Below are 23953 nucleotides of genomic sequence, written 5' to 3'. Positions count from 1 at the left end.
GTTTTAAAATCTAAGATTTAAACCCAGTGTATAGGTTTTCAGAAGTGGCACCGTTGTTTGATCGCCCCCACTTTCCGGGTCTATCAGTTTTACATTTGAAAAAGTGAATACGTTCTGTGCATTCACATAAAACCGCAGGCTCTTTGCTCTTATCCTCGCGCAAACGTTTGCAGGTAAGGCATAACCTAACTGTATATACCGCACTCTCAAAAATCTGCCGTTCATCTTAAAGAAATCGGAGAAATTGCCGTTCGTTCCTGGTGTTGGCGTTAACCGTGGACGTTCTGCATTGGGATTGTCCGGCGTCCAGTAATTCAGTTGCGACTTTTGCGGGGTGCCGCTTTCGCCACCAATGTTCAGAGGAATAGCCATTAACCCGGTGTAGAATAGTGGTGCGCCGGACTCGCCGGAAAACAGTGTTTCAAAATCAAAACCTTTGTAACGGAAACCGAGGTTACCAAAAAATACATCTGTAGGCTCTGTACTTCCCAGCGGTACCCTATCCAGGTTATTGATCAAACTATCGCCATTGCTGTTCAGAAAATGAATATCTCCTGCTCCCTGGCCACTGATCTTCATCACTTTTGCATCTGCCATGTCTTTCTCCTGTAACAAGCCCTGGGTAGCATAACCATAATACTCTTTCAGCGCGCCGCCTACATACAAAATAGTATTACCGCTAATGATAGGCTGGTCATTGCCTACCAGCTTCAGCACTTCACTTTTATTTTTGGAATAGCCTACGCTTACATTGAAAGCAAAATCTTTTGAAACGGCTTTCACGTAAGTGAGTTTTACTTCCGCCCCCCTGTTCCTTGCACTGCCCACGTTAACAGGTGCACCACTATTGCCGCTGCCGATCCCTATACCGGATGTATAGTTAGGCTGCGGCGTGATGATCATATCGGTGGTGATTTTGTTGTACCATTCAGCCGTCATACTCAATCCGTTTCTCAGACTGATATCTGTACCTATATTCAGCTCATTCACTTTTTCCCAGGTAACATTTGGATTACCGATCACTGTTTCTGTACCATTACCACCATCAATGGTAGTTTGATAGAGATATGGATCAATTGCATTGTTTCCCAGCACGCCATAGGAGCCTCTCACCTTCCAGCTGTTGATAGCCTTGGATTTGAAAAAGGCTTCCTGATCTATGTTCCAGCCAACAGCTACAGAAGGAAAGATGCCCCATTTTTTACCGGTGGCGAAGAGGGATGAACCATCTCTTCTGATACCAGCTTCCAGCAAATAACGATTATCATAGGTATAGAAAGCTTTGGCGAACAGGGATCTCAGCGCCACATCTTTCCAGGATTCGTAGGTCCTCAGTTCCTGCGTGTATCCTGCAATGGCATTTACATCATGCTTACCGAAAGCATGGGTATAATCGAAGTTGCCACCGAAATAGATATAATTTTCCCTGGCCGTCAGCGTAGCTGTTTTTACGGTAGGATAATTTACGCCTGCAGTGCGGTTGGTGAAATAGTCGAAGAAGATATAGGATTCCTGGTCGGCTTTATCAAGACCGGAAGCTACGCGGTAGCTGGCTTGTCCTTTTAAACTCAAGCCGGGTAAAATATTCCATTGTGGACGGATGTTAATCAATGCTTCATCCCTCGTTTTATTCAGTGATCCGCCTTTTTCCAGCATGGCTACCGGGTTCCAGCTTTCGCCGTAGATCCCGTAATAGGTATAATCCGGATTTTCTGCTTTATCAGGATACCTGGAATTAATGTTTGGTGGAACGGTGTACATTCTCCGGTAAATATCTGTAGTGAGACGGTTACTCGCATATGGCTGGTTCTGGCTGGTGCGGGAAGCAAAAATGTCCATGTAGATGAACAGATTTTTCAGCAGATCGACTGTTGTGTTGGCGCGAAGTGTGGTTCTGCTGTAATCTGAATTACGTACATGTCCTTTTTGGTTGGTTTGGTTGAGGGAGAGTGCAAACCGTGCAGCGGTATTACCACCGGACACCTGCAGGGAATGTTGCTGAATAGGAATAGATTTCCGCAGCACTAAATCCGGCCAGTTGGTATTGGGATATTTAACCGGGTCGCTGCCATCCTTTGTAGCGTTGATGTCGGCATCCGAGTAGATGGGGTTACCACCGGAGTTAAGCATCGCCTCATTGTTTAACCGCATCCACGTGGCGGCATCCACAAAATCAGGCATATACTGCGGCCGCTGAATACCATAAAAACCATTATACTCCATGTTGGGAACACCCGCTACTCCCCTTTTGGTAGTGATGATGATCACCCCGTTACCACCTCTTGCACCATACATAGAAGCCGATGCTGCATCTTTTAATACGGTGATGCTTTCGATGGTATTGGGATCTAAATTATTCATATCGAATGGCACACCATCCACCATCACCAAAGGGGCTGCATTGAGTAAGGTGCCCACTCCCCTGATGCGTATGTTGGCCTGGTCGCTACCAACAAGACCGGTGGTTTGTGATACCTGTATACCGGTAGCACCGCCCTGCAAGGCCTGCGACAGTTGCACCACCGGTTTATTCTTTACATTGCCCATGTTCACCGTACTAACGGAGCTGGCTATATTTTTTACTTTCTGGCTACCGAAACCGGTTACCACTACCTGGTCCAATATTTTTAAATCTTCCTGCAGGGAGATAATCAGGTTAGCCTGTTCTTCCCGCACCAGGTATTCCTGCTTTTTATATCCCACCATCGATATCACCAGTACACTTTCCCTGGGTACATAGATCTGGAAAACGCCGTCTTTGTCGGTGGCCACTGACTTCGCCACACCTTTGATGGTGATATTGGCACCCAGCAATGGTGCAGGCGGATCCTTTGCTTCCAGTACCCGTCCCAGCACCCTGATGGAGCGGACCTCCCGGGGTTCTCTCTGTTCCCTGGGCTCCCGTTCACGTGCCAGTGCAATGCTTTCTTTTTTCTTTTTTACCACCACTGTTTTATTCATGATATCATATATCAGCGGTTGATTTCTGAAGCAGATATCCAGGGCATCTTTCAAACTAACGGCTTTTACTTCGATGTTAACAGGGGCAATATTCTGCACATCACTTTCTTCGTATACAACGTATACGCCTGCCTGTTTTGCAATCTTCTTTAATACAGATTTAAGGGACTCATTTTTGGCGGTGAGTGTAATTGTTTGGGCGGTGCCCTGGGCTGAAACCTGCAGTGATACTATCAGCAGGAGAAATATTGTCAGTTTCATACCACGAAATATGCTGTCAGGGATTTTACACCAATGATACCGCGTAAGGGAGTCTGACTCCGGGAACTCCGGAGGATTGTTTTTAACATAAAGATTCATACGTTAGTGGAATTGGGTGATAAAAAAGTAATTGTTTGTTTATTTATTCGTCATCATATATTTCCGGTGGTTTTAATCCGGAATTGGTGCTGATTTGGTTTTCTTACAGTACGGGCATAGTGTTCACTTTCCGGCGGGCCGGGTTCATGTTACAATGCTGTTTTCAATGTTATAAATGCAGTGATGCGCTACTTTTCTGACAATACCGTCAGCGTTCTTCCTTCTATCCTGCAATGAACGTCATATTGTTCCAATATTTTTAGTACATCGGTTAAACTCATATCTCTCCCTACTCTCCCCCCAAAACGTTGGGTGGCATGGCCTCCTGACTGGTCAATGATATTAATATCATACCAGCGGGAGAGCTGACGCAATAATGTAGGCAGGTCGGTATCTTCCAGATCAAATAATCCATTCTTCCAGCCCATTGCTTTTTCTATGTCCGCTGGTTGTACGGTCATGGCGCCGGAAGTGGTATTTAGTACGGTCTGCTGGCCAGGTTGTAATTTTTTTTCAGTGTGCTGATGTTTTACGATCACTGCACCGGTTAATAAGGTGGTGTTCACGGCTGCTTCGTCCGGATATGCCATGATATCAAAACTGGTTCCCAGCACCTGTACTTCCATATCGTTCACTTTTACCACGAAAGGCTGACGGGCATTTTTTGCTACTTCAAAGTATGCCTGCCCTTTTAGTTCTACCATTCTTTTTCCATTAAAGCTGGTAGGATATTTTAAAGAAGAGGCGGCGTTTAACCACACGTTACTACCGTCTGGCAGCGTTACACGAAACGCTCCTCCACGTGGGGTTGTCAGCAGATTATAACCAGCGGCCCCCTCATTGCCTGTGGTTGCGTATTGCAGTTGTCCATTATCCTGGCGGATATTAGTAGTACCCTGCCGGATTACCTGTGTGCCCGTGTCGTTCAGCTTTACTATTTTTCCATCTGCCAGCGTAAGCATCGCTTTGCTGCTGCCTGGTGTTATTGCCACCGCAGCCACGTAGTTACGTGTACGCGGATACCATAAATAAAAACTTCCCGCCACTAATAACATAATTGCCGCAGCCCACTTAAGTACCCTGCCACGATTTTTCATGCGGACCACCTGCGCACGAGGGTTCTCGTCTAACCGCATGCGTATCTGATCCCATAGCTGACGGGAAGTAGTATCTGTAATGCTGACACCTGTTGAAAGGTCTTTCTCGTATTGTGCTGCTACCAGTTCCCGTAATTCCGCTGTATCGGTCGTTTCCAGGTAGTTCAGCAACCATTGCTCTTCTTCATCAGACCGTTGATCAGATGCCAGTAATTCTTTTAGCTTTTGTACATCGCTTTTCAAAAGTGTGATTGCTGGTTGTTAATGATATATACAACGGGGAGGAGAAAAAGGGGGGGTATTAAAAAAAATATCTGGAAAAATTTTCCAGCACCAGCCATATAATAATAGATGCGTCGTATGGAGGATGTTGGCGTACATAGTTCCGGATAGCGCTCATCACCTCTCCCAGGTATTCTTTTACAGTATAACGGGAAATACCCATCAGCCGGGAGGTTTCCTCATAGGTGCGGCCTTCCATTTTACAGAGCTGGAACACTTTCTTTTTCTGGGGCGACAGCTGCGCCACGGCTTTCTCCAGCACCATCCACTGGGCTTCCACCTCTTTACGGTCGATCGGCGAGCCATGAATTTCCGCTGCTACCAATGCCCGGTTTTTCTCCCGGAGTTTTTGCTTCAGGTGATTCATAGTACGGTTGAATGTTACTGTAAACAGCCAGCCGCCAACGGAACGATCTCCATCAAGTTCTACCCGTTTTTCCCAAAGCGTAATAAAAACATCCTGTAAAATATCTTTTGTTTCTGTATCGGAACGCAGTAATTGGAAGACTTGCCGGTACAAAGCATGATGGTAGCGTTCGTACAGCGCCTGGAAGGCAGACTGGTCGTGGGCGGACATACGTGACAGCAGTCCCTTTTCATAGTGGAAATCGTGTTCGTTAATCAACAAGTGGCTCTTGTTAGTTATTCAACCAAAAGTAATTAAAAATGTATGATCAAATCTAATAGTGAATTGTTCAAGGCTAATACTGAATTGCGTTAAACGGGTATTTTCTTCTTTTAAAGCAGATGCCCGGGTGGTAAATAAAATTTACTGCCCGGGCATTTGTATATAGGAGATGATTATTGGGAAACGGTCAACAGTTGCTGTAACCTGACGGCGACTTTCTTCAGGGTACTGTTTGTTTGCCACTCCGGGAGTAGTCGCGCCAGGTGCGGACTCCTGATCCGGCTGTCGTTGAGTGCCAGTACCTCCGTATAAATCTCCAGCAGTTTTTTCAGGTCCTTTACCGGTGTAGGTTCAAAATGCTCCAGGGAGGCTGTCAGCATCGTTTCCAGGGCCTCATTATGGGGACGACTGATAGCTACCATACTGGCATGCACCAGGTCACAGAAACGCTTTAAAGGGGCCCACTGTATGCTTTCCAGGTGGCTGATCATCCGGCCAAGGCGTTCACTGTTGATCCGGTCGGATACCCGGCTGCTCCAATACGCGGCCGCATAGGCCCTGACGGTTTTGTCGGCATGCAGCATACTGCAGGCAATAAACAGGTAGATGATGTCATCCGGCACTATATCCAGTTCCTGAATGGCCTGCAGCGCACCTGTTACCATAGAGGTTTCCGGTACTTCGTAGTAGCTCGAGTAAGTCTGACAGGTATTCATGACCCTGGCCAGCAGTACGGAAGGATTGTTGGGCGTCAGGAACAGCAGCCTTTTAATATCGGCAATAGCAATAAACAAATATTTTCCAACGCCATTCAAATATTCCTGCAGCAAGGGCGCAGGGCCTTTTAACAGCCGGTCTCCTGCTTCTTCGAAAGTTATTTCCATCACCGTTTCTTCTGACCAATAGCGGTCGTATCCTTTCTTTTCCAGGTTATATTCACCATAGGCTTCATATGGCCGGCGATGTACTTTCCATGGGAAGTTACCATTCCTGAAGGCTACCGGCAAACGGTTATACGAAAAATCATGGAATGCTTCATATGCTATCAGTGGGGCTTTGGTGTTACCCGCCTGCATCCAGGCAGATGGGGTGGTAAACGGTGCCTGGGGTAGCTCGGAGGTATTCAACAGGAATGACAGTAAACGCTGATACTCTCCTTGCGGCATTGTGGCCACCAGCGCTTGGGCCGCATCTGTATCTTCTAATGCGCAACGGGCAATCGCTACCTGAAGATCGAATTCGTCTGGCGCCACCCGGGCAGCTTCGTATAGTTGTAAACGTTGTACCAGCACTACCGGGTCCAGCCAGGCAGGACTATGCGTAGGAGTATATAATAAAGGCAGTGTATCCTTATCCGTTATCTTCCGCAATGCCGTTATCAGCAACTTTTTGTAAGGGATATAAACCGCCTGTTCATCCCTTGAAGCCTTCCAGCTGGATAGTACCGGGATCTCCAGGCGATTGCGCCACCAATGTTTTGCATGTTTAATAATATTGAGCTGTTCGGCATATTCCGGGCGGGCATCCGCCATACACTTGCCGTAGTTTAGGAAGAACAGGGCGAGTGCCTGATCCAGGAGACCTGCACCTGATGGCAGCTGTTTAAAAATGGTCGCGGCCCGTTGAAAAGCGGGATCCATTTGCAACAGGATGTCTGTAGTGATACTATCCTGCATCGCTACGAGCAGCGCCGGCAGTTGATCAATATGATACGTCTCGTTATTCTCAAAGGCCTGGCTGGCCAGGAATACGAGCTCATTAGGGTCCGTGATTTCCGGGATGAGATTGTGAGCGCCTATCAGCGGCAACCGTGGCGCTGCTGTATCTTCCGGCACGGTAACGGCTACACTGTTTCCGTCAAAAAACGACTGCAGTGTTTTTTTAGTGCCGACCAGCATACTGTCTCTAAACAATGTCAGTTGTTCTTTCAGTGCGCTATCGTTGGTATCGCCAAACTGGAGTAACAGCTTAGCCACTTTCGTTTGCACTTCTTCATCTTTCGAAATAAAGGCCTGGCATAATTCATAACATACCTGCGATTGTACTGCCGGATATTTTTTACAGATTTTTTCCAGTATTTGAATTGTAGTGGAAAGAATTGATTTTTTATCGGTGGCAATGATCTGCGGCAGATGATCGAGTAATTCGGTATAGCTAAAGGTTTCTTCTGTGGATAATGTTTTAAGGAAATTCAGGGCAGTGCTGACCGCTTTACTTTGTGGCGAGTCAAGCGCTAACAGCAACAGCGGTTGCAGTTGCAGCAACTCAGCTTTTACCGGCTCAAGACTTACCAGCAGATCCATGAACCACCCTGTCAGCAATTTATTAAAGTTCCTGTTAGCAGCCTTCAGGCTCTCTTCCATTACCCGCATCCGGTCGAGGGTGCCATCTCCGGTCAATCTTTTTATCACCCCTCTCCAGTTGGGTTCTTCGTTTGGGTACGCCTCCTCCGCCACAGCATTCCAGCGATCGCTGAAATGAATATTGGAAGGGTATTCGAATAGATACCAGATATGTTCAGACAGTGTTTCTTTGTGTTTAAAGAGGATAGCCGTATCATAACGGTTTCTCTTTCCGCTGACAAAAATCGAATATGGAAGCCGGCTCACGACCATCGGAATGGTAGGTGTCAGCAGCTTTTGTACCGCCAGCTCCATGATGGTCTCATAAGGAAGGTCACCTGGTAAAGCATCTTTCTCTGCCAGTTCCGCCATCATTGAATCAAACCACGGAGCGATGTACCAGGGGGAAATTTTCTCCAGCAGTTTATGTCTGAACAGAGGCGACAGAAAGTTAGTCTTTTGCACAGCAGCCCGGTCATAACACACGAAAGCCGCCATGGCCAGCATATTTCCCTGCGGTACAGACATCCTTGTGCTGTAAACGTTTTGCCTGATTTCCACTATTTCGTTATAGTAGTTGAATTGTTGTTTTATGGTGGGTATCAATGCTTTTCTTTCAGCAGGTGTCAGTCTTTGCAGGAACGGAATCATTTCCTGTTCATATTCCTTTTCCAGCATTTGTTGCAGCTCTTCCGGATGCGTCATTGTCAGCAATTGTATATGGGTTAAGAAATCAAAAGTCCTGGTATACTTTCTTTTTTACTGCCAGGATATGTTTACAGGATCCGCGTTGGCCCTGATGTTTTGCGTACCAGGTGCAGGTACAGCGGGCATTGTCTTTTTCAAGTATAACCGTATGCGTGATACCGGTACCGGCTACACGCGCTTCTACCTTGCCCGCTGCATCGGCAACGATGAGTACTTTGTCATCTGCCAACAGTTGTTCGGCATCTTTCATACGGGGGTTCAGGCTCAGTATCCTGCTCAGTTTAAAAGGCAGGCGGCGATAGAAATAGCTGTTTTCATCCAGGTCATAGCCCAGCAGGCCCATTGCCGCGAGGCGGCCGGTAAGCTGATCCACCTGTTCAAAAGGGATATGTTCTTTTACCGCCAGCAAGGTGGCGTTAAATTCCTGGTTCACATAGCCGTATTTGTCGATGGCCACCACCAGGTGATCCGGCACATCGGCTATCAAAGATTCCAGGGCAGCGCCCTCGCCGGAAAAGCCTCTCCAGGCTTCACGTGATAAGGTGAAGCTGAATCGTACGCTGCCAAAATACAATTGCCAGGTAGTACTCTGCATATCCGGGTGGGCAAACACTCTTAATTCATCAGCCAATGGCAGCAAAGGTTCCAGCAGCTTAAGCCGGTGAATACCTCCTATGCAAATGGCATTCGCTGATTTCGCTGGCGTAAACACCGGTTTATTACCCTGTTTTACCAGGTAATAATCAGCTTTTACATTGCGGGAAGGTATGCTCTGAAACAATTGTCGCAACTGCATTTTATTAAACTGATGGGTACATTCTGCCGCTGCCAGGAATAACTGCACAGTAGTTAGCCCCTTGATCCACTTGATGGGCAGGGGCACTTTACGTTCTGTAATCCTTTCCTCCGGCCGGCTTTGCAGGTTAATTTCCTGTGCACCTACCGATAACTGCAAGTGTGCATTTCTGCCAACACTACCCAGGGCATTGATCATAGGCTGATTAAAATCTACGTTTACCGTACCGTTAGCCGGGAATATACCCTGATGACCGCCCGGCAATACATCCACCCGGGCGTATACGCCCGCGCAATGCGAAAATCCTTCGAAGCGTAATTTATCTGCGCCTGCCGTTACAATCGGGTCTTTCATCATAGACGCCTGCGCCGGTGTTAAGGTAAAATTCGACTTCACCACGTTCGATAAAGTTATCAGGCAACGGGCGGTAATATAGGGTTGTTCCAGTGTGCCCTGGAAAAACTCCCGGGCCTGCACTTTCTCCACTTCGCTGTATCCTGCCAGCATCAGCTGCTGCGAGGCGCCGGCAGTATGCAGTACAGAAGGAACGGGATAACAATATGTAATACTATCAGACATGGTCATCTTATGATTATCCGTAAAAAAAACGAAACTACTATTAATTATTAAACGGCTTAATTTACGCTATAATAAATAAATTAGTAGTAATAATGTAATCCTGTTTGCCATGAAATTTATCTTCGCCACTATAGTAGCTATCATATTTACCGCCTCTGCCTATCCTGCACAGGCACAGCAATTGCCGGACCTTCCCGGTGAAAAAGAATTGCGCGTAAAAGAAGACTATGTTAAATATGAATCGCTGGTAAAAGACGTAGCTGACTGGCTGGAAGAAACGGACCTTGATAAACAAACGGATATAAGGCGGGAAGCCGGTGGTTTTATTTTTGACTGGGTCAACGGATCTCCCATGGTGAAAATTGAAATATCGGAAGACTTTTTTAAGATGATGGAAAAGAACCCGCATCTCACGATTATTTATATGGCAAGATATGCCAGTTATTGTATTGCCAACAACTCCTACAAAGATAACGTAGCCCCCGCAAAAGCAGGATTGATGGCGCTGGTCAACGTATACAAAAAAGGTATTGGTATAACGAAAAATAAAGCTTTGGAAAAGTTAGTATCAGCCGCTGATCACAATCAGCTGGATGACTATATTCAAAAGCATATGCGGATTGGCCCATATTGATCTTCATTCACCTCTGAAATATGCTGATGATGACGGCCAGGATAGTAAACCTTGTCAATACCTGCAAAAAACGAAATCATATCATCCTTATTACTCCCCACTACCATAGGGCTGTGTAATGATCTCCATCCCATGCCCGGAGGGATCCAGAAAATACAGTCCTCTCCCACCATGATTACAGTTGTATTCATTGGGCCTTTGCTGACGTGGATCGGCCCAATATTCGAGTTTTCTTTCCTGAATACGCGATAATATTTCATCAAATTCGGATTCCGACACCAGGAATGCATAGTGTTGCATGATAAAATCTACACCGGGTTCAGCGTACTGAAAAGTCACATTGTTCTTAAAATCCACGGCCAGAAAGAATCCTGCCGGTTGCGGTGCAGGCAGGCCCAATAGTGTAGTTAAAAAAACGGCAGACTGCTGCTTGTCTTTTGCAAAGATAATCAGGTGATTGAATTCAATTGAAATACTGGTGGATGTACTCATATATACTGCTTTTGTAATTCCCATATTGGGTCCTGCAAGGTCCGCAATCACTGTGAGCTGCCATTGTAAAAAATCGTTTTTCTCATCTTTTACTAAAAAAAGTTTCCGGCGTTTCGCCTGTAAAAGATTTAAATGTTTTTATAAAGTGAGCCTGGTCATAAAATCCTGCTTCCCATCCCTGATCTGACAAGGGAACTTGCGGATTGTAATTTTCAATGAAATGTTTAAAGCGAACGATCATTGAAAATTTTTTAGGTGATGCCCCTACCACCTGGCGAAATCTTTTTTCCAATGCACTTTGACTGATATATAACTGCTGCATCAATTCCTTTATCCTGATATTACCACTATTGCTATGAATAATTTTCATGGCAGCTGTAACCAGCTCATCTAACGGATCATGTTGCAGTCTGGCTATCAAAAACGCTTCAATGATGCTGATCTTTTCTATATCAGTGGCCGCCTCGCATAATTGCTCTTCTAACAGGATTAGCTCAGACTGGCGCATAAAATCATCCAGCAAAATACTTCCGCCAAAAATTTCATGCATGGGCTGTTTAAAAAAAGCGGCAGCACCTCCTGCTTTAAAACGAATTAACACCGACCCCATATTGGCGGCACCGCTGTAAGTGCGGTAACTATCCTGCAAGCCGGTAAGTCCGGAGGAAGGAAGGAACAAATGATTGGCACGAAAGGAAGACTGCACTTTATATTGTAAACAAATAATCAGACCGGTATCTGGCAGCACGGTGTAAGTATGTTCCCTGGTGATTTCTGCGATAGCAAAAGACCTGATAAAAGGCTTTAAAATATCACATGGCTGGTAAGTCTCAAATTTCATTTATTGGATAATGTTATAGCGCCGGATATATCACATCCGACAATTGAAAGTATCAAAAAAAATGATTACTTTATCTTATGACTACTACCTCATACCCTAAATACTGGATTGTTGTGGCTTCCAAAGACCACGTAAAAAACGGGATTGCTGAAGGCATTGCACAGGCAGGACACGGAAAATCTTCTCCGTTAAAACGCATGCATCCGGGCGACTTTATTATTTATTACTCGTCCAAACTAACTTTTGGAGAATTGGATAAATGCCAGGAGTTCACCGCCATCGGGAAAATTAAGGACAAAGAAATATATGAAGTGCAGCTCTCGCCTGATTTTTCTGCATTCAGAAGAGATGTGGACTTCTTCCCTCATCATGATATTTCGATTTTACCACTTATAGATCAACTCGAGTTCATTCAAAATAAAAAAAGCTGGGGATATCCGTTCCGGGCGGGTTCTTTTGAAATCAATCAGCATGATTTCGACTTACTCTCCAACCTGATGCTCATAAAAAACAAAAAAGGCTGAGACATTCCTGTTCCCCACCCTTTTATCCATGCTATTTATCTTTCCCTTCCAACACATTATCAATCCGCTTCTCCAGGCCCTGCAGATGATACCTGGAAACACCTGTCTGGAACACAATTGCTTTACGAATATCCACTAAATGTGTCCGCATGATACTAGACACATCATTACTGGTAAATTTGAGCCTACACTATTATATTTCATGAATAAAGCTTTCAAGACACCCACTTATGACAATTGGATTCCTATAAATATTGTAATTTAACTTCTAAAAATACGCTTCATGAAACAATTCCTTGTTTGTTTATTTACCTTCTTCAGCACGTATAGCAGCTATGCACAAGATAAGGACACGTATATCAAAACAGGAGACAATGTCCCTTCATTCAGTTTTGAACTAACAGAAGGCAAAACGGTGAATATCGCGGACTACAAAGGGAAACTGGTATTACTGAATCTGTTTGCCACCTGGTGCCCGCCATGTAATGCAGAACTCCCTGAAGTACAAAAAAAGATATGGACGCCGCATAAGAATAACCCGCGCTTTGCATTTTTTGTTTTTGGCAGGGAAGAAGGATGGGAAAAATTAAAACCTTTTAAAGAAAAGAAAGGATTTGATTTCCCTATTTTACCGGATGAAGGAAGAAAGATTTTCAGCTTGTTCGCTGCACAGAATATTCCCAGAAATTTCCTGATAGATGAGAATGGGAAAGTTATTTATTCGTCTGTTGGTTATTCACCGGAAGAATTTAAGCAACTGGTAGATCTGATCAATGAGCGCCTAAAATAGGCCATGGCGGATTTCCTTTTCCATTTAAATCGGTATTACAATGCTGAGCGCTATAAGTGACCTTATCCCATACCTCATATTTGTTTTCCTCGGACTGGCCGCTATTTTTTTCCTGGTATCGACATTTAAGGCAAACAGATCGGCCAAACCCTGGACGTTAATATGCAGTGCCTTCTTTTGCTTTTTAATTTTCAAGTTCAACTCCTGGTTGAAGGAAAGATATGAAAAAGGTCAACTGGATCATGTAGGCATTTATTACCTGACCGACTACCCTAACTGTGACCATTGCATTCTGGAATTAAAAGAGGACAAGACCTACCAGGTCAGCAATAACGACACTGTACTTGAAAAAAGTAACTGGCATTTTGAAAGTGGTGGAGACTATTGGATTACCTATCTGGACAATGACAGATCTCAGTTAGGCGGTGGACAATACGCTTACAAGCGTTACAGACTAAAATATGCCAGACAGCGCGATTGACGGGGCAATGAAAGCATCATACCACTACTGATTTGTACTGAATAAAATGGACAAACTGGGATAAACTCTGATTTATCCATTTTAATTTGTGAGCGCTGAATAATGTATCTCAAATTTTCCATCTCCTCATGTACAACAAAGCATTCTTAAAACGTTCATACTGCTTTGGTTTGTTTGAAGGTCGATAATCCTTAAATTTGTCGTCATGCAATATCAGGAGATGATTTTAAATATCAGGTACGATGCCCAGGACGAAATATGGGATAAAATCCCACTGATTTACAGCCAACTGAACGGTTGGCTGGGGTACGGAAAGGGCGGCGATCTCGGTCAAAAAGGAATACCTTATTGGTTTAGTTATAATGACGAAGAAAAGCATATCTCTGCCTCAGTAGAACCTGGTGGTCTGCAATTCTCGGGATTAATGGAAGATGCAGAGTGGCAGCTTTGGGTGAAGGTGATTAAACATAATGCAACCAGGGAATTGGGATATAAAGTTGGAGAAATAGAATTAGGAGAAGTTGATTTTTAGATCTTCCATATAAATCACCCTGGCAACAAAGAACCTCGCCTGTTCTTTTACCACATCAAGACAATCTGAAAGGAGTACCGGTATTGCGTGAAAGCACCCAACCTGCTATAATAGCGGGTTGGGTGCTTTTATGTAATTCACTGGTGGTGTACCTTGTTTATTACAAAGACCAGACTGCCAGCTCGTAACCATCAGGGTCCGTGAAATGGAATCGCTTACCGCCCGGAAAATCAAAGATATCCTTCACGATGGTGCCTCCTKCCGCAATGATCTTTTTTTGAGTCGCTTCAATATCGTTTGAATAGAGGACGACTAAAACAGTAMCTTTTACCGGTTTCCCTAAAGTGAATCCACCATCTACATAATCACCTTCAAATGCCGTATAGTCCGGACCGTAGTCGACAAATTTCCATCCAAAACTCTTTGTATAAAATTTTTTGGCGCGGCTAAGGTCTTTTGACAGGAATTCAATATACTGTACCTGCCCATGTTTTAACTTGTTATCAGAATGAGTGTCTGCCATAGATCTTATGCTTTTTGTAAAGTTATAGAATGGTGGTTATTCCTGTTTGGATAAAAACGACAAAATCCTGGAAATAGTTGTCTGCTGCTATTATTCTTTCCAGTATCCTGGTACTAATACAATGACGATATGTACAACGTCATCATCCAGGTAATTGTTGCACGTAGACAGGCTTCATAATGTAGCGCATCACTTCTTAATTCAAGAAACAGTTAATTATTTCTTTAACTTTGAAGCTTATGCAAATAAGCCTGTCTTAATAACGGCCGGTTACACATAATAACATCGCATTTATAAAAATCACAACAATGATCATACAGGATTTAGTAAACTTAATAGGAATAAAAAGTACCGATCCGAAGATTGTCCAATGGTTTGAACAACATAATCTAGGCACCCCTCCTAAAACAATTACCACCAATCAGAGAGATAAAGATTTTGAAGACAAACAAAATTCCATCCGATATAATTTCAAATTTAAGATCATCAATGATAAATTTTATCCCCCGGTAAGCCCTAAGAACGATCAATATAAATTCGAAAATTATCTTACTAATATCTCCGTATTTCCTAAATCAGGTAAAGGAAAAAAAACTGACCCTAAACCTTCGGACTTTTGGGAAGGCTTTGTCCATCCGGGAAGTTCTCTCGAAGAATGCCTTGCTTACTTTGATCATCAAAGTAGCAGCAGTTCCAATCAAATATTTTTCCAAAAGCCCCTTAATGATATAACAAAAATAAAAGTATGGTTTGTACGGGATCAAATGGAAATAACGGCTATTGAACTGGCCCTCATTGAGGCAGGAGAGATATTTTCACATTCCAGTTTCAATCCAAAGAATGAGTTTAATACCGTGCAACAGAGCTATTTATTACTGGCAAAATGGTTATTTGACCACAAGTACCTGCATCTTCCGGAAGACATATATAGTCATGGATTAACCTTTGACCAGTCCGAAATATTGACATTTGTCCAGTCACATTTAAAGAATCACATCTGGGATACACAATTAAAACCCATTCCTCATCTACGTGCATTTTTATTTAAAATCTCCTCCAATAATTCACTTGAAAATCATCAAGGTGAAGCAATAAATTTCTATATAAAAAATTTATACCTAAAGGTGGCAGGCAAGTGGGAAGAACGCCAGAGAATTTATACCGAAGATTTTAAGAACGTAGATAATTTCGAGAAGTCGATTGTTTTAAATCTTACACAATCCCAACAATTCTTAGCGGTATTGACGGAGTACTTCGGGTTGTTTGCGCAAATAAATAAAGAAGAACAATAATCGAATTTGTATATAAAATGGATTACCTGGAAGGTCCGAAGATGGATCGAATAACCTGTCCATGACTAAATTAGTGGCAGCGGGTATCGGGCATTTACAAAAGAATATGCAATGACCACCAGACATCAAAAATGGCCGGAGAAATTTCCCCGGCCATTTTATCTCTTCCATACTTTCCTATAGTTTAATCACTCGCACTGTTTCCCTGTTCCTGCCCTGTACTATCTCTACTATATAAGTACCAGGAATCAACCGCTCTCCGAAGGTGATTGTTTTATCTGCCCCCCTGGCTTCTTCCACCAGTTTTCCATTGAGATCGTACACCTTTACATACGTAGTACCTTCCCCGTAGGTAGGCAACTGCAGTGTAAAGTATTGCCTGCTTGGGTTAGGGCTTACCATCACCTGGAATGTGTTTTCGCCGGTAGCTTTGAAAGCTCCGGTAGCAACACAGGTACCCAGCTTATCACCGTGTGCAAGGTGTGCCGGCACGGCAGATGGATTAATGCATAGCTGGAATGAACCTCCGTCGGCTTGATGGCATACCATTACACTACCGTGGTCGCAACGGATATCTGTCACCTTCATTTGTTTGGTTACATAGGCAGTACAGCCATTTGCGTCCGTAATAGTTACGGTATAGGTAAATGTACCCGGCACAGATGGGCTTACCTGTGCAGTGGCAGCAGTACTACCAGTTGACCATCTATAAGTGTACGGTGCTTTACCGCCAGTCACCTGCGTAGCAAGTTTAAGCGATGAAGGACCATAGCCGATATAGATAGTGTTCGCTTCTCCGCCTGGGTTAACTGCATATACGTCAGGAATGATTGCTGACAGCTGCGCATTGTTAACTGTCAGGGTAAAGTTGCAGGTACTTGAGTTGCCGCACGCATCTTCAGCTGTCCAGTTAATATTTGTTACACCACTATGGAATGCAACGCCAGCCAATGTGGTTACACCGCTGCCAGTAGTGGCGCCGCTCAGTGAGTAGCTGAAACTGATGGCACTGCAATTATCAGTAGCCGTGATATCCAACTCCGTGCCGGTGGCGGTATAAGTGCAACCACCACTGTTAGCCTGCCGCAATGTATCAGTTTTGCAGCTGATCAACGGCGCAGTGGTATCTTTTACGGTGATCAATTGCGCGTGACGTGCAGATCTTCCTGCATTGTCTCTGACCACCCAGGTACGGGTAATCAACAGCGCTGAGGTGCAGGAACCTGCAGCAGTGGTGTCGGTATAACTTACAGCCGGAAGAGAATCCGTATCATCCTGCACAGCTGAAGGAACACCGGTAACAGCCGGCGCTATATTATAATGGCAACTATCATTTCTGATAACAGTAATATTCGCAGGTGCTGCAAATGTGGGTGCCGCATTGGCGGTTTGTATAAATACCAACTGGTTATTACGAATATCTGTAGCTGCAGTACCCGAAGTAACATCTGCTTCTCCTGGTGCAGTGACACCGTTTGCAATCGTTCTCCAATTCCCGGATGCGTTGAATGGACGACCGTTAAGCTGCAGGTTACGCATGGTATCCGCCGCATTAGACAGTGTTATTGTGCTGACTGCCGTTGCCGTTGAGTCGCCGTAATTTCTGACGATCCAATATTGTCCATGATAACTATCACCTGCCGGAGCCGCATATGGTACAGCATTCAGCCTGCTTACCACCACTTCTCCTTTTGGATAACTACCTTCCTGTTTATACTGTAAGGTCAGTCCGGCCTGGTTTAAATAATACCGTCCTGCACTGTCTATCACTAGTGACTGACTGACACCTTTGGCAACAGGCGCAGTAGACACCTCGCGTTGTACGCTGCTGTCGGCAGATACGATATATGCGTTCCCGGATACCTCAGTGAAAAATGCTCCCTGCTGTTGTCCTTGTCCCTGCAGGTATACTTTTAATCCCGGAGTACCGGCGGCTATGGTGTGATGCATGTTTTCACGGATCTGCGATTGCGTACGGGCAGTGCTCCAGATCCTGAATTCATCCAGTGATCCATTTATGCCATCTCCACCCCTATTGTTTACAATAAATCCTGACCAGAGAGCAGGGAAAGAGGAGGCTGTTTTAGTACCTGCCAGTTCTCCATCCCGGTAAACTTTAACCACACCATTGTCGAAAGTAAAGGCATAATGGTGCCAGGTATTCAGTTCATTGAACGCGCCTGGTATCTCTACGCGGGAGGCAGTATTGTTAGCTACTCCTATGCTCATGCTCTTATCGTTATTCGCATGCGCCAGGAAGCTTCCCCATCCATTACCTATCTGCTGGTTCCAGCTGCTGGCGGTATTAGCCTTGAGCCACCATTCTATGGTAAATACATCAGGCTTCCAGTTAAGACCATTAACGGTTATGCCAGCATCGCTGCCATCAAATTTATAGGCTTGTCCGGGCAGCGTATCCACCTGTTCAATACCACTGGTTTTATTAAATGCCAGTTGTCCGAAAGTGGTGAGTGAATCAGCCCCATTAAAGTTGAATATGATGTTGTTGCCAGAAGTTTCCGTTGTTTTATTATTGAATACCCAGTTGTTTCCAAAGGCATTGAAGCCACGGCGGTATAAGCGATAGATACCCGGATCTGTGTTGCCTGCATTACTGCTGATGCTGAGTTTTGTTAGTCCGGTAAAAACAGGGGTACTTCCGTAATTATTGATTACCCACCAGGTACTATCCTGCACGGATGGCAATAAATCATTAGCAGGAATACCATTCAGTTTACTGACTACTACTTCTCCGTTTGGATGCGTGCCGGCAGAAGAAAAATCCATACTGATACCAGTTTGAGAGAAACTGGTGATACCCGGCGCCAATATCTGTTTGGTTTCACTGATTCCTTTGGCAATCGGTGCGTTGGAAGGAATTCTTACCGCGTTCACTACCCGCACGGGATAACCATTAGGGGAAATATCCACCACGCCGTTTTGAGAGGCCTGGAACTGTAAACAAAGCTTCAGCCCAGGTTCAGTGCCCTCGGTGGTGAGGTGCATACCTTCCCGGATCTGTTGCTGTGTTTTGGCGATGGTCCACATCCTGAATTCATCCAACTCTCCATCAATAGCATCTGCAGAAGCTGCGCCGATGCGGAAGGTGGTCCAGTTAGGAGGATAAGCCGAAGTTGCTTTGCTGTCTATCAGTCTTCCATCGCGGTATATTTTTGCCGCACCATTTTTAAACGTATAGGCGTAATGGTGCCATGTATTCAGATCGGTGTATGCGGATGCTACCAGGAGTCTTGAATTGGTATTGTTAGCCACACCTATATTCAGGCCACCACCGCTGTCGGCATGTGCCAGGAAAGAACCCCAGCCGTTGCCGATGCTTTGGTTATAATTTTTGTATGACCTTGGTTTCAACCACCATTCAATAGTAAATTCGGCAGGCTGCCAGTTCAGGTTTTGTATCTCCAGGTAATCACCGTTTCCATCAAAGCTCATCGCATTGCCGGCGGTGGTTTCCACGGGAACAGCTTCTTGTTTTAATAATATGCTGTCCAGTGTTGCAGCTCCCGCGCTGATAAGTATGCTGCCCCGGTATATGCCAGGCGTAACAGGTGCAAAGCGAACAAATACTTTTGCCTGCTGTAATGTTCCTCCGGTAGTCGCAATAGAAAGCGCAGCGGATGAATTAACGTAAGTGGTATCGTTGACAGATATTTCAAAACCCGCCGGGGCGGTGATACTTACTGTTGGCGGCAGGTTAGCACCCGATAACGTGAATTGTTGCGGCCTGGTAGTTACCCCGGCCCTTGCATCTGCCAGCATGAGCGAATCTGCTGAAGCATACATAAAAGGTTGTTCATCTTTCATCAGCAGGTATTGCTGGTAGCTCGTCTGGCTATTAAGGGTAACGGTATGGGCTACACTATCCGCCGCATTGGCGGTTCCGCTATATTGCCATTTACCATCGGTATAAGGCAATCTTGTAAATACCAGTATTTTGCCGGGATGAGCAACATCATCTGTAGTAATATTAGCTGCAGTTGTAAACGTCAGGTTCATATTTACAGCGCCGGCTGTGGTGGCATAACGGTGCCCTATCCAGAACTCCTTCCCCACACGGAAGGCCGAAGGAGAAAAATCATTRAAAACGGCGGAAGTAAGATCAATCTTCGAAAACGATGCTGGTTTGCCATCCTGCGCATTATAGAAAGCCGTTACATCGGCGCCATTGCCAAAAACATTACTGCCGGCAGCTTCTGTGCTCACAAAGGTAGCGCCGGTTCCGAATGGATAACGTGCTTTTACTTTCTGCAATGACCCCGTTTGAGAAAGCGCTGTTTTGCCGGTGACATCATAACTTTCTGTTTCTGTATTATCGAAGTTTACATAATACACCAATCCTGTCTCCGTTCCTTTTAAGGGGTGATGCATATTCTCCCTGATCTGTGCCGCAGTCCGTACGGTATTCCATATCCGTACTTCATCCATTTCGCCATTATAATAAAAAGAAGATCCGTTTACCCGAACCCCCAGACGTATGTTACCAGGCAAGGTGGTAAGTGCTCCGCCTGTGCTCCAGGAATCCCATAGGGTGCCATCGTAATACAGCTCTGCTGTAGTATTTGCCGGGTTATAGGTGATGGCCATATGATGCCATTCTCCTTTATTGTTGGGCAGTGTATACGAGCGCGTTACATTCCACAATGATAACTTCCACAGGTTATCGCCGCCATTGGTGGCCAATGTAAAATCTCCCAGTGTGGTACCGGTGCCACCTGCAAGGGTAATCGCACCACCATCACTGTTATATACACTGGTTTTTACCCAGCATTCGATGGTTCTTGGCTTATTCCCATTCACGGCGTTGTTAGGCCCCAGCGTCATGGTTTCTGCACCATTGAATTTCATAGAATTGCCCGGTGCCGGTTGGAAACTATGGTCTTCACCAAATGCATCTATGCCATCCAGTTTACCTTTCAGACGATAATGCCAGGTTTCGCCGGATTGGATGGCAATAGGAACCTGTTGCTGAAGCGGGGTAAAACTGGTACCGGTGAAAGTGCCTGGGATAGTGATGACCGACCCGTATGCGGTGGTGGGTCCATATTCAAACGCCACGTTGTTAAGCGTTTTACCTAATGCATTTACGCTCCCGGTTAATAATACACTGTCTTTCCTGACATTAAATGCAATACCTGTAATAACGCTGTTGCATTTAAACAGGCCAATATCTTTCCGGATAGCATTACAGCGCAGCCCTGTTTCTCCGTTGGCGCCAACAGCACGCACAGCGTACCACTCTTCCTTTGAAGCATTGGGTGCGCTTACGCTAAAGATGGTGTCTGTGGTGATGCCTATGGAGTCCATGTACTTTTGTCCCAGCTTAAAAATTTCATAGTGCACACCGGTGTTTGGAACTTTATTCCACGACAACTGCAGTGCATTATCACATACCCAGTCTGTTTTCAGTCCGGATGGAACGGGCATCACATGTACTGCGGCAGAAGCGCTGGTTTGTGTTCCCCGTTTTACCCTCACCAGTATGTTGGCAGCGAGATCGGGTATTTTCCAGTTAAACTGCCTTTTGGCTGCCGCAATATTGGTGGCAATGGTATCCCAGCTCGTGCCGTTGTTAGCAGAGTATTCCAGGTTAAAAGTCCCCGGTGTACCAAATGCATCCCAGCGGATATATTCCTGTTGTCCCGGCGCCATTGATTCACCACCCAGCGGGTAGCTCAGCACGACTTCGTCTTTTATGAATTCATATACGACAAAAAATTGCTGCGGGCCCTGTGGAATGTTAAATCCATCTATAAATATATTATAGGTACCGGCTGATGGATTATCAATAGTTACCTGTTCTTCGTTATTAATATGATCAATCTTCCGGGTAGGCAATGCATTAAGGTTAACGGCGTTGGCAGTAGTATCCAGTCCCCATGGCAGTGTAATATTGCCTGACGGATCGCTTACCGTTAAATCAAGATCGTTTACCAATGCCTGTGCTGCACCTGGTGTGGCTTCATAGTCGGTCCAATACACCAGCACGCGTACCTGTGAAGTACCTGCAGGTACGGAAACCGGAAAACTTTTATGACTGCCCTGCGTGATGGTATCAGTAGCATATCGCCTGTTTTTAATGGCCAGATAAGCTCGCCGTACATTGGGGCGACCAAAACCACTTTTAAAATCAATACCTGGATTATAAACATCATCGGCAGTATTCATCATCACCGCTTTAATCAAAGCCGCGGGTACAGGTGCCTGCACTTCAGATTTATATGCCTGGGAAAGGATGGCGAAAATGCCGGAAATTTTAGGGGCAGCAAAAGAAGTGCCGCCCTGGCCTTCTGTAGCCAGCTGGGGAACGATGCGGCCATCGTAAGCGGGGCCTTTGCAGGTCCAGTCCAGGAAGTTATCTTCATAGTCTGTACCGCTTACTGTCAATATATTCTTTGCATTCTTGGCCTCCCCTGAGAGATTGCCCCATCCGGCCATACCATTGTATTTCCCGCCAAGGGTCGTATAGTCGCCAACGTTACCAGAAGAATATACCAGCATCGCCTCAGGACGGGTACGTTCAAAATTATCGTGCTCCTGTGAAGTACTGTTATAACCCGCAGTAACAGTATGATTATCGGTATTCCACCAGCCGTAAGACATATTTGTAACACGGATCTTTTTTACGGGATCATCATACAGCGTATAGGTATCCTGACCGGAAACAGCCAGGATATTAGCACCCCAGGCATTKGAGCGGTCACGCGGGTTAACGTTTCCCGCACTGCCCAGATAGCTGGCCACTCCGGATGGATGGCTGCCCGGATCTCCAGGCTGATAAGTTCCGTCCATTACACGCCCCTGTAGATCGGGACCGCTATACATCCCATTTTCCCGGACCATCACATTTACGCCATCGCCATTATACAATATGCCACCGAAACCTGAATTTACGTAATTGGAGCGGCCATAGTCATTACTGAATATATCTTCCTTCCGTGGCTCATTTACTTCCTTTTCCGGTATGGGCTCTGCGCTAACCGGCTCAATAAATTTGATCTCTTTTACATTGGCCAGCGCGCTCAATTTATGCTGCGGCACCAGCAATTTCAACTTTGTTGGGGAAGTCCGCTCAACAATGGTAGCATACCGAAGAATACTTTTTTCTGCCGCGCTGCCATCAGCCCCGGCATAAAGTACCACCTGCACCTCTATATTATCCCCTCTCCTGGCATGAGCAGGAACTTTTGCATTATACAGGTTGTCCGACAGCTTAAGGCTTTCATCTACCGGCAATATCGTTCGCACTCCTAATCCTGATAATTGATCAGAATTAACTTCCTTCCTGAAATGCGCATAATAGGCCAGGTTAGGGAAATAGTCCAGCAATGTGATGCCCAGCCCTTTAAGTGCTGCTTTTTGATTTTCTGTGGGCAACTGATCAAACTGCACCAGGAAATAGTCATTCTTTGCAAACAGGACCTTTGCATTCTTGCCGCTGGAGCGGATGGCGACATTATCTACCTGGAATCCTTTTCCGGGAGTGAATTTTTTATTAACATGCAAAATACGATAGTCTCTTTCAGTGGGGTTGCCTTGTTGCGCCCGTACAAACAGCGATAACAGACAACACCCGAAAAACAGGAGTAGCTTTGTTTTCATAATCAGGATTACTTTTAGGAAATAAGGTAAACGCGGTATGCCGTTTCCAGGCATAGCAATGCTATTCCACAACGTAGTAGCTGAAGGGAATATTAAAAAACAATAGTACAGTCGTTATCAGATCCTTAGTGCATGGGCTATTCTACGCATTAAACACGATGATGAAGTTTTGTTTTTCTGATTCATTGATTTTGGTTTTGTTTTAGGAGAGATAGATATGTATAACAATGGCACGCCCCTTCGTTGACGAAGGTTTCCTTCTACAGTATAAGATCCGGGAAATAACAGATTTAGTCGAAAATGCTCATAGAAAATGGTATAAAGGTTTTGATACCCTGGGTTTCATGTTCACCTTAAAATTACGCGCGTTAGTTTTTCATGCCCGACAATTTCAAATGTAGAGTTTTTTATTGAATAAAATAATCTTTTTCTATACCAAATTGGTAGACCATTGATCGGGAAAGTATTTMC

General features: G+C 45.0%; 15 protein-coding genes. 6 read left to right on the top strand and 9 right to left on the bottom strand.

Going from position 1 to position 23953, the window contains the following annotated elements; translation table 11 throughout:
• Positions 1-3 precede the first annotated feature (3 nt).
• The 5 genes from AC1DCV_RS28225 to AC1DCV_RS28205 all read right to left on the bottom strand — a co-directional run bounded on the left by AC1DCV_RS28225 (position 4) and on the right by AC1DCV_RS28205 (position 9753).
• Entirely contained in the window at positions 4-3222 is a 3219-nt protein-coding gene (locus AC1DCV_RS28225) for a SusC/RagA family TonB-linked outer membrane protein (protein ID WP_477026320.1), read from the bottom strand.
• A 287-nt stretch (positions 3223-3509) separates the two neighbouring features.
• The gene (locus AC1DCV_RS28220) at positions 3510-4661 is read right to left on the bottom strand and encodes a FecR family protein (RefSeq protein WP_477026319.1); all 1152 of its coding nucleotides are present in this window, start codon (positions 4659-4661) and stop codon (positions 3510-3512) included.
• A 58-nt stretch (positions 4662-4719) separates the two neighbouring features.
• Positions 4720-5328, bottom strand: coding sequence for an RNA polymerase sigma factor (locus AC1DCV_RS28215; protein ID WP_477026318.1), 609 nt, complete (start codon positions 5326-5328; stop codon positions 4720-4722).
• A gap of 173 nt (positions 5329-5501) precedes the next feature.
• Entirely contained in the window at positions 5502-8375 is a 2874-nt protein-coding gene (locus AC1DCV_RS28210; RefSeq protein ID WP_477026317.1) for a DUF6493 family protein, read from the bottom strand.
• A 28-nt stretch (positions 8376-8403) separates the two neighbouring features.
• Positions 8404-9753 carry an SWIM zinc finger family protein gene (locus tag AC1DCV_RS28205; RefSeq protein WP_477026316.1) on the bottom strand — a complete coding sequence of 450 codons (1350 nt, stop codon included), beginning with the start codon at positions 9751-9753 and terminating at the stop codon, positions 8404-8406.
• 109 nt (positions 9754-9862) lie between these two features.
• Between AC1DCV_RS28205 and AC1DCV_RS28200 the strand changes: the two genes are divergently transcribed.
• A complete protein-coding gene (locus AC1DCV_RS28200) occupies positions 9863-10387 on the top strand; it encodes a hypothetical protein (RefSeq protein WP_477026315.1) in 525 nt (174 codons plus the stop codon).
• Between the two features lie 90 nt (positions 10388-10477).
• On the opposite strand, the gene AC1DCV_RS28195 is transcribed toward AC1DCV_RS28200, so the two are convergent.
• The gene (locus tag AC1DCV_RS28195) at positions 10478-10879 is read right to left on the bottom strand and encodes a VOC family protein (protein WP_477026314.1); all 402 of its coding nucleotides are present in this window, start codon (positions 10877-10879) and stop codon (positions 10478-10480) included.
• Between the two features lie 82 nt (positions 10880-10961).
• Entirely contained in the window at positions 10962-11720 is a 759-nt protein-coding gene (locus AC1DCV_RS28190; RefSeq protein ID WP_477026313.1) for a helix-turn-helix domain-containing protein, read from the bottom strand.
• 77 nt (positions 11721-11797) lie between these two features.
• Between AC1DCV_RS28190 and AC1DCV_RS28185 the strand changes: the two genes are divergently transcribed.
• From AC1DCV_RS28185 to AC1DCV_RS28170, 4 genes are all read left to right on the top strand, one after another.
• A complete protein-coding gene (locus AC1DCV_RS28185; RefSeq protein WP_477026312.1) occupies positions 11798-12244 on the top strand; it encodes an EVE domain-containing protein in 447 nt (148 codons plus the stop codon).
• Positions 12245-12527: 283 nt separating this feature from the next.
• Complete coding sequence (locus tag AC1DCV_RS28180; protein ID WP_477026311.1) at positions 12528-13034, top strand: TlpA family protein disulfide reductase; 507 nt, start codon at positions 12528-12530, stop codon at positions 13032-13034.
• A 40-nt stretch (positions 13035-13074) separates the two neighbouring features.
• Positions 13075-13515: a hypothetical protein gene (locus AC1DCV_RS28175; protein WP_477026310.1), complete on the top strand. Its 441-nt coding sequence runs from the start codon at positions 13075-13077 to the stop codon at positions 13513-13515.
• A 205-nt stretch (positions 13516-13720) separates the two neighbouring features.
• Complete coding sequence (locus AC1DCV_RS28170; protein ID WP_477026309.1) at positions 13721-14047, top strand: hypothetical protein; 327 nt, start codon at positions 13721-13723, stop codon at positions 14045-14047.
• A gap of 160 nt (positions 14048-14207) precedes the next feature.
• Here the strand turns inward: AC1DCV_RS28170 and AC1DCV_RS28165 are convergent, their stop codons facing one another.
• Positions 14208-14570, bottom strand: a complete 363-nt coding sequence (locus tag AC1DCV_RS28165; RefSeq protein ID WP_477026308.1) for a VOC family protein — start codon at positions 14568-14570, stop codon at positions 14208-14210.
• Positions 14571-14878: 308 nt separating this feature from the next.
• On the opposite strand from AC1DCV_RS28165, the gene AC1DCV_RS28160 reads away from it, so the two are divergent.
• Positions 14879-15862, top strand: a complete 984-nt coding sequence (locus AC1DCV_RS28160; RefSeq protein WP_477026307.1) for a hypothetical protein — start codon at positions 14879-14881, stop codon at positions 15860-15862.
• A 177-nt stretch (positions 15863-16039) separates the two neighbouring features.
• On the opposite strand, the gene AC1DCV_RS28155 is transcribed toward AC1DCV_RS28160, so the two are convergent.
• The gene (locus tag AC1DCV_RS28155) at positions 16040-23482 is read right to left on the bottom strand and encodes a LamG-like jellyroll fold domain-containing protein (protein ID WP_477026306.1); all 7443 of its coding nucleotides are present in this window, start codon (positions 23480-23482) and stop codon (positions 16040-16042) included.
• Between the last annotated feature and the right edge of the window lie 471 nt (positions 23483-23953).

This window comes from Chitinophaga sp. 10T418, from assembly GCF_056394125.1.
Note: the sequence above shows the minus strand (reverse complement) of the source record. Positions and strands in the feature narration are given on the sequence as shown.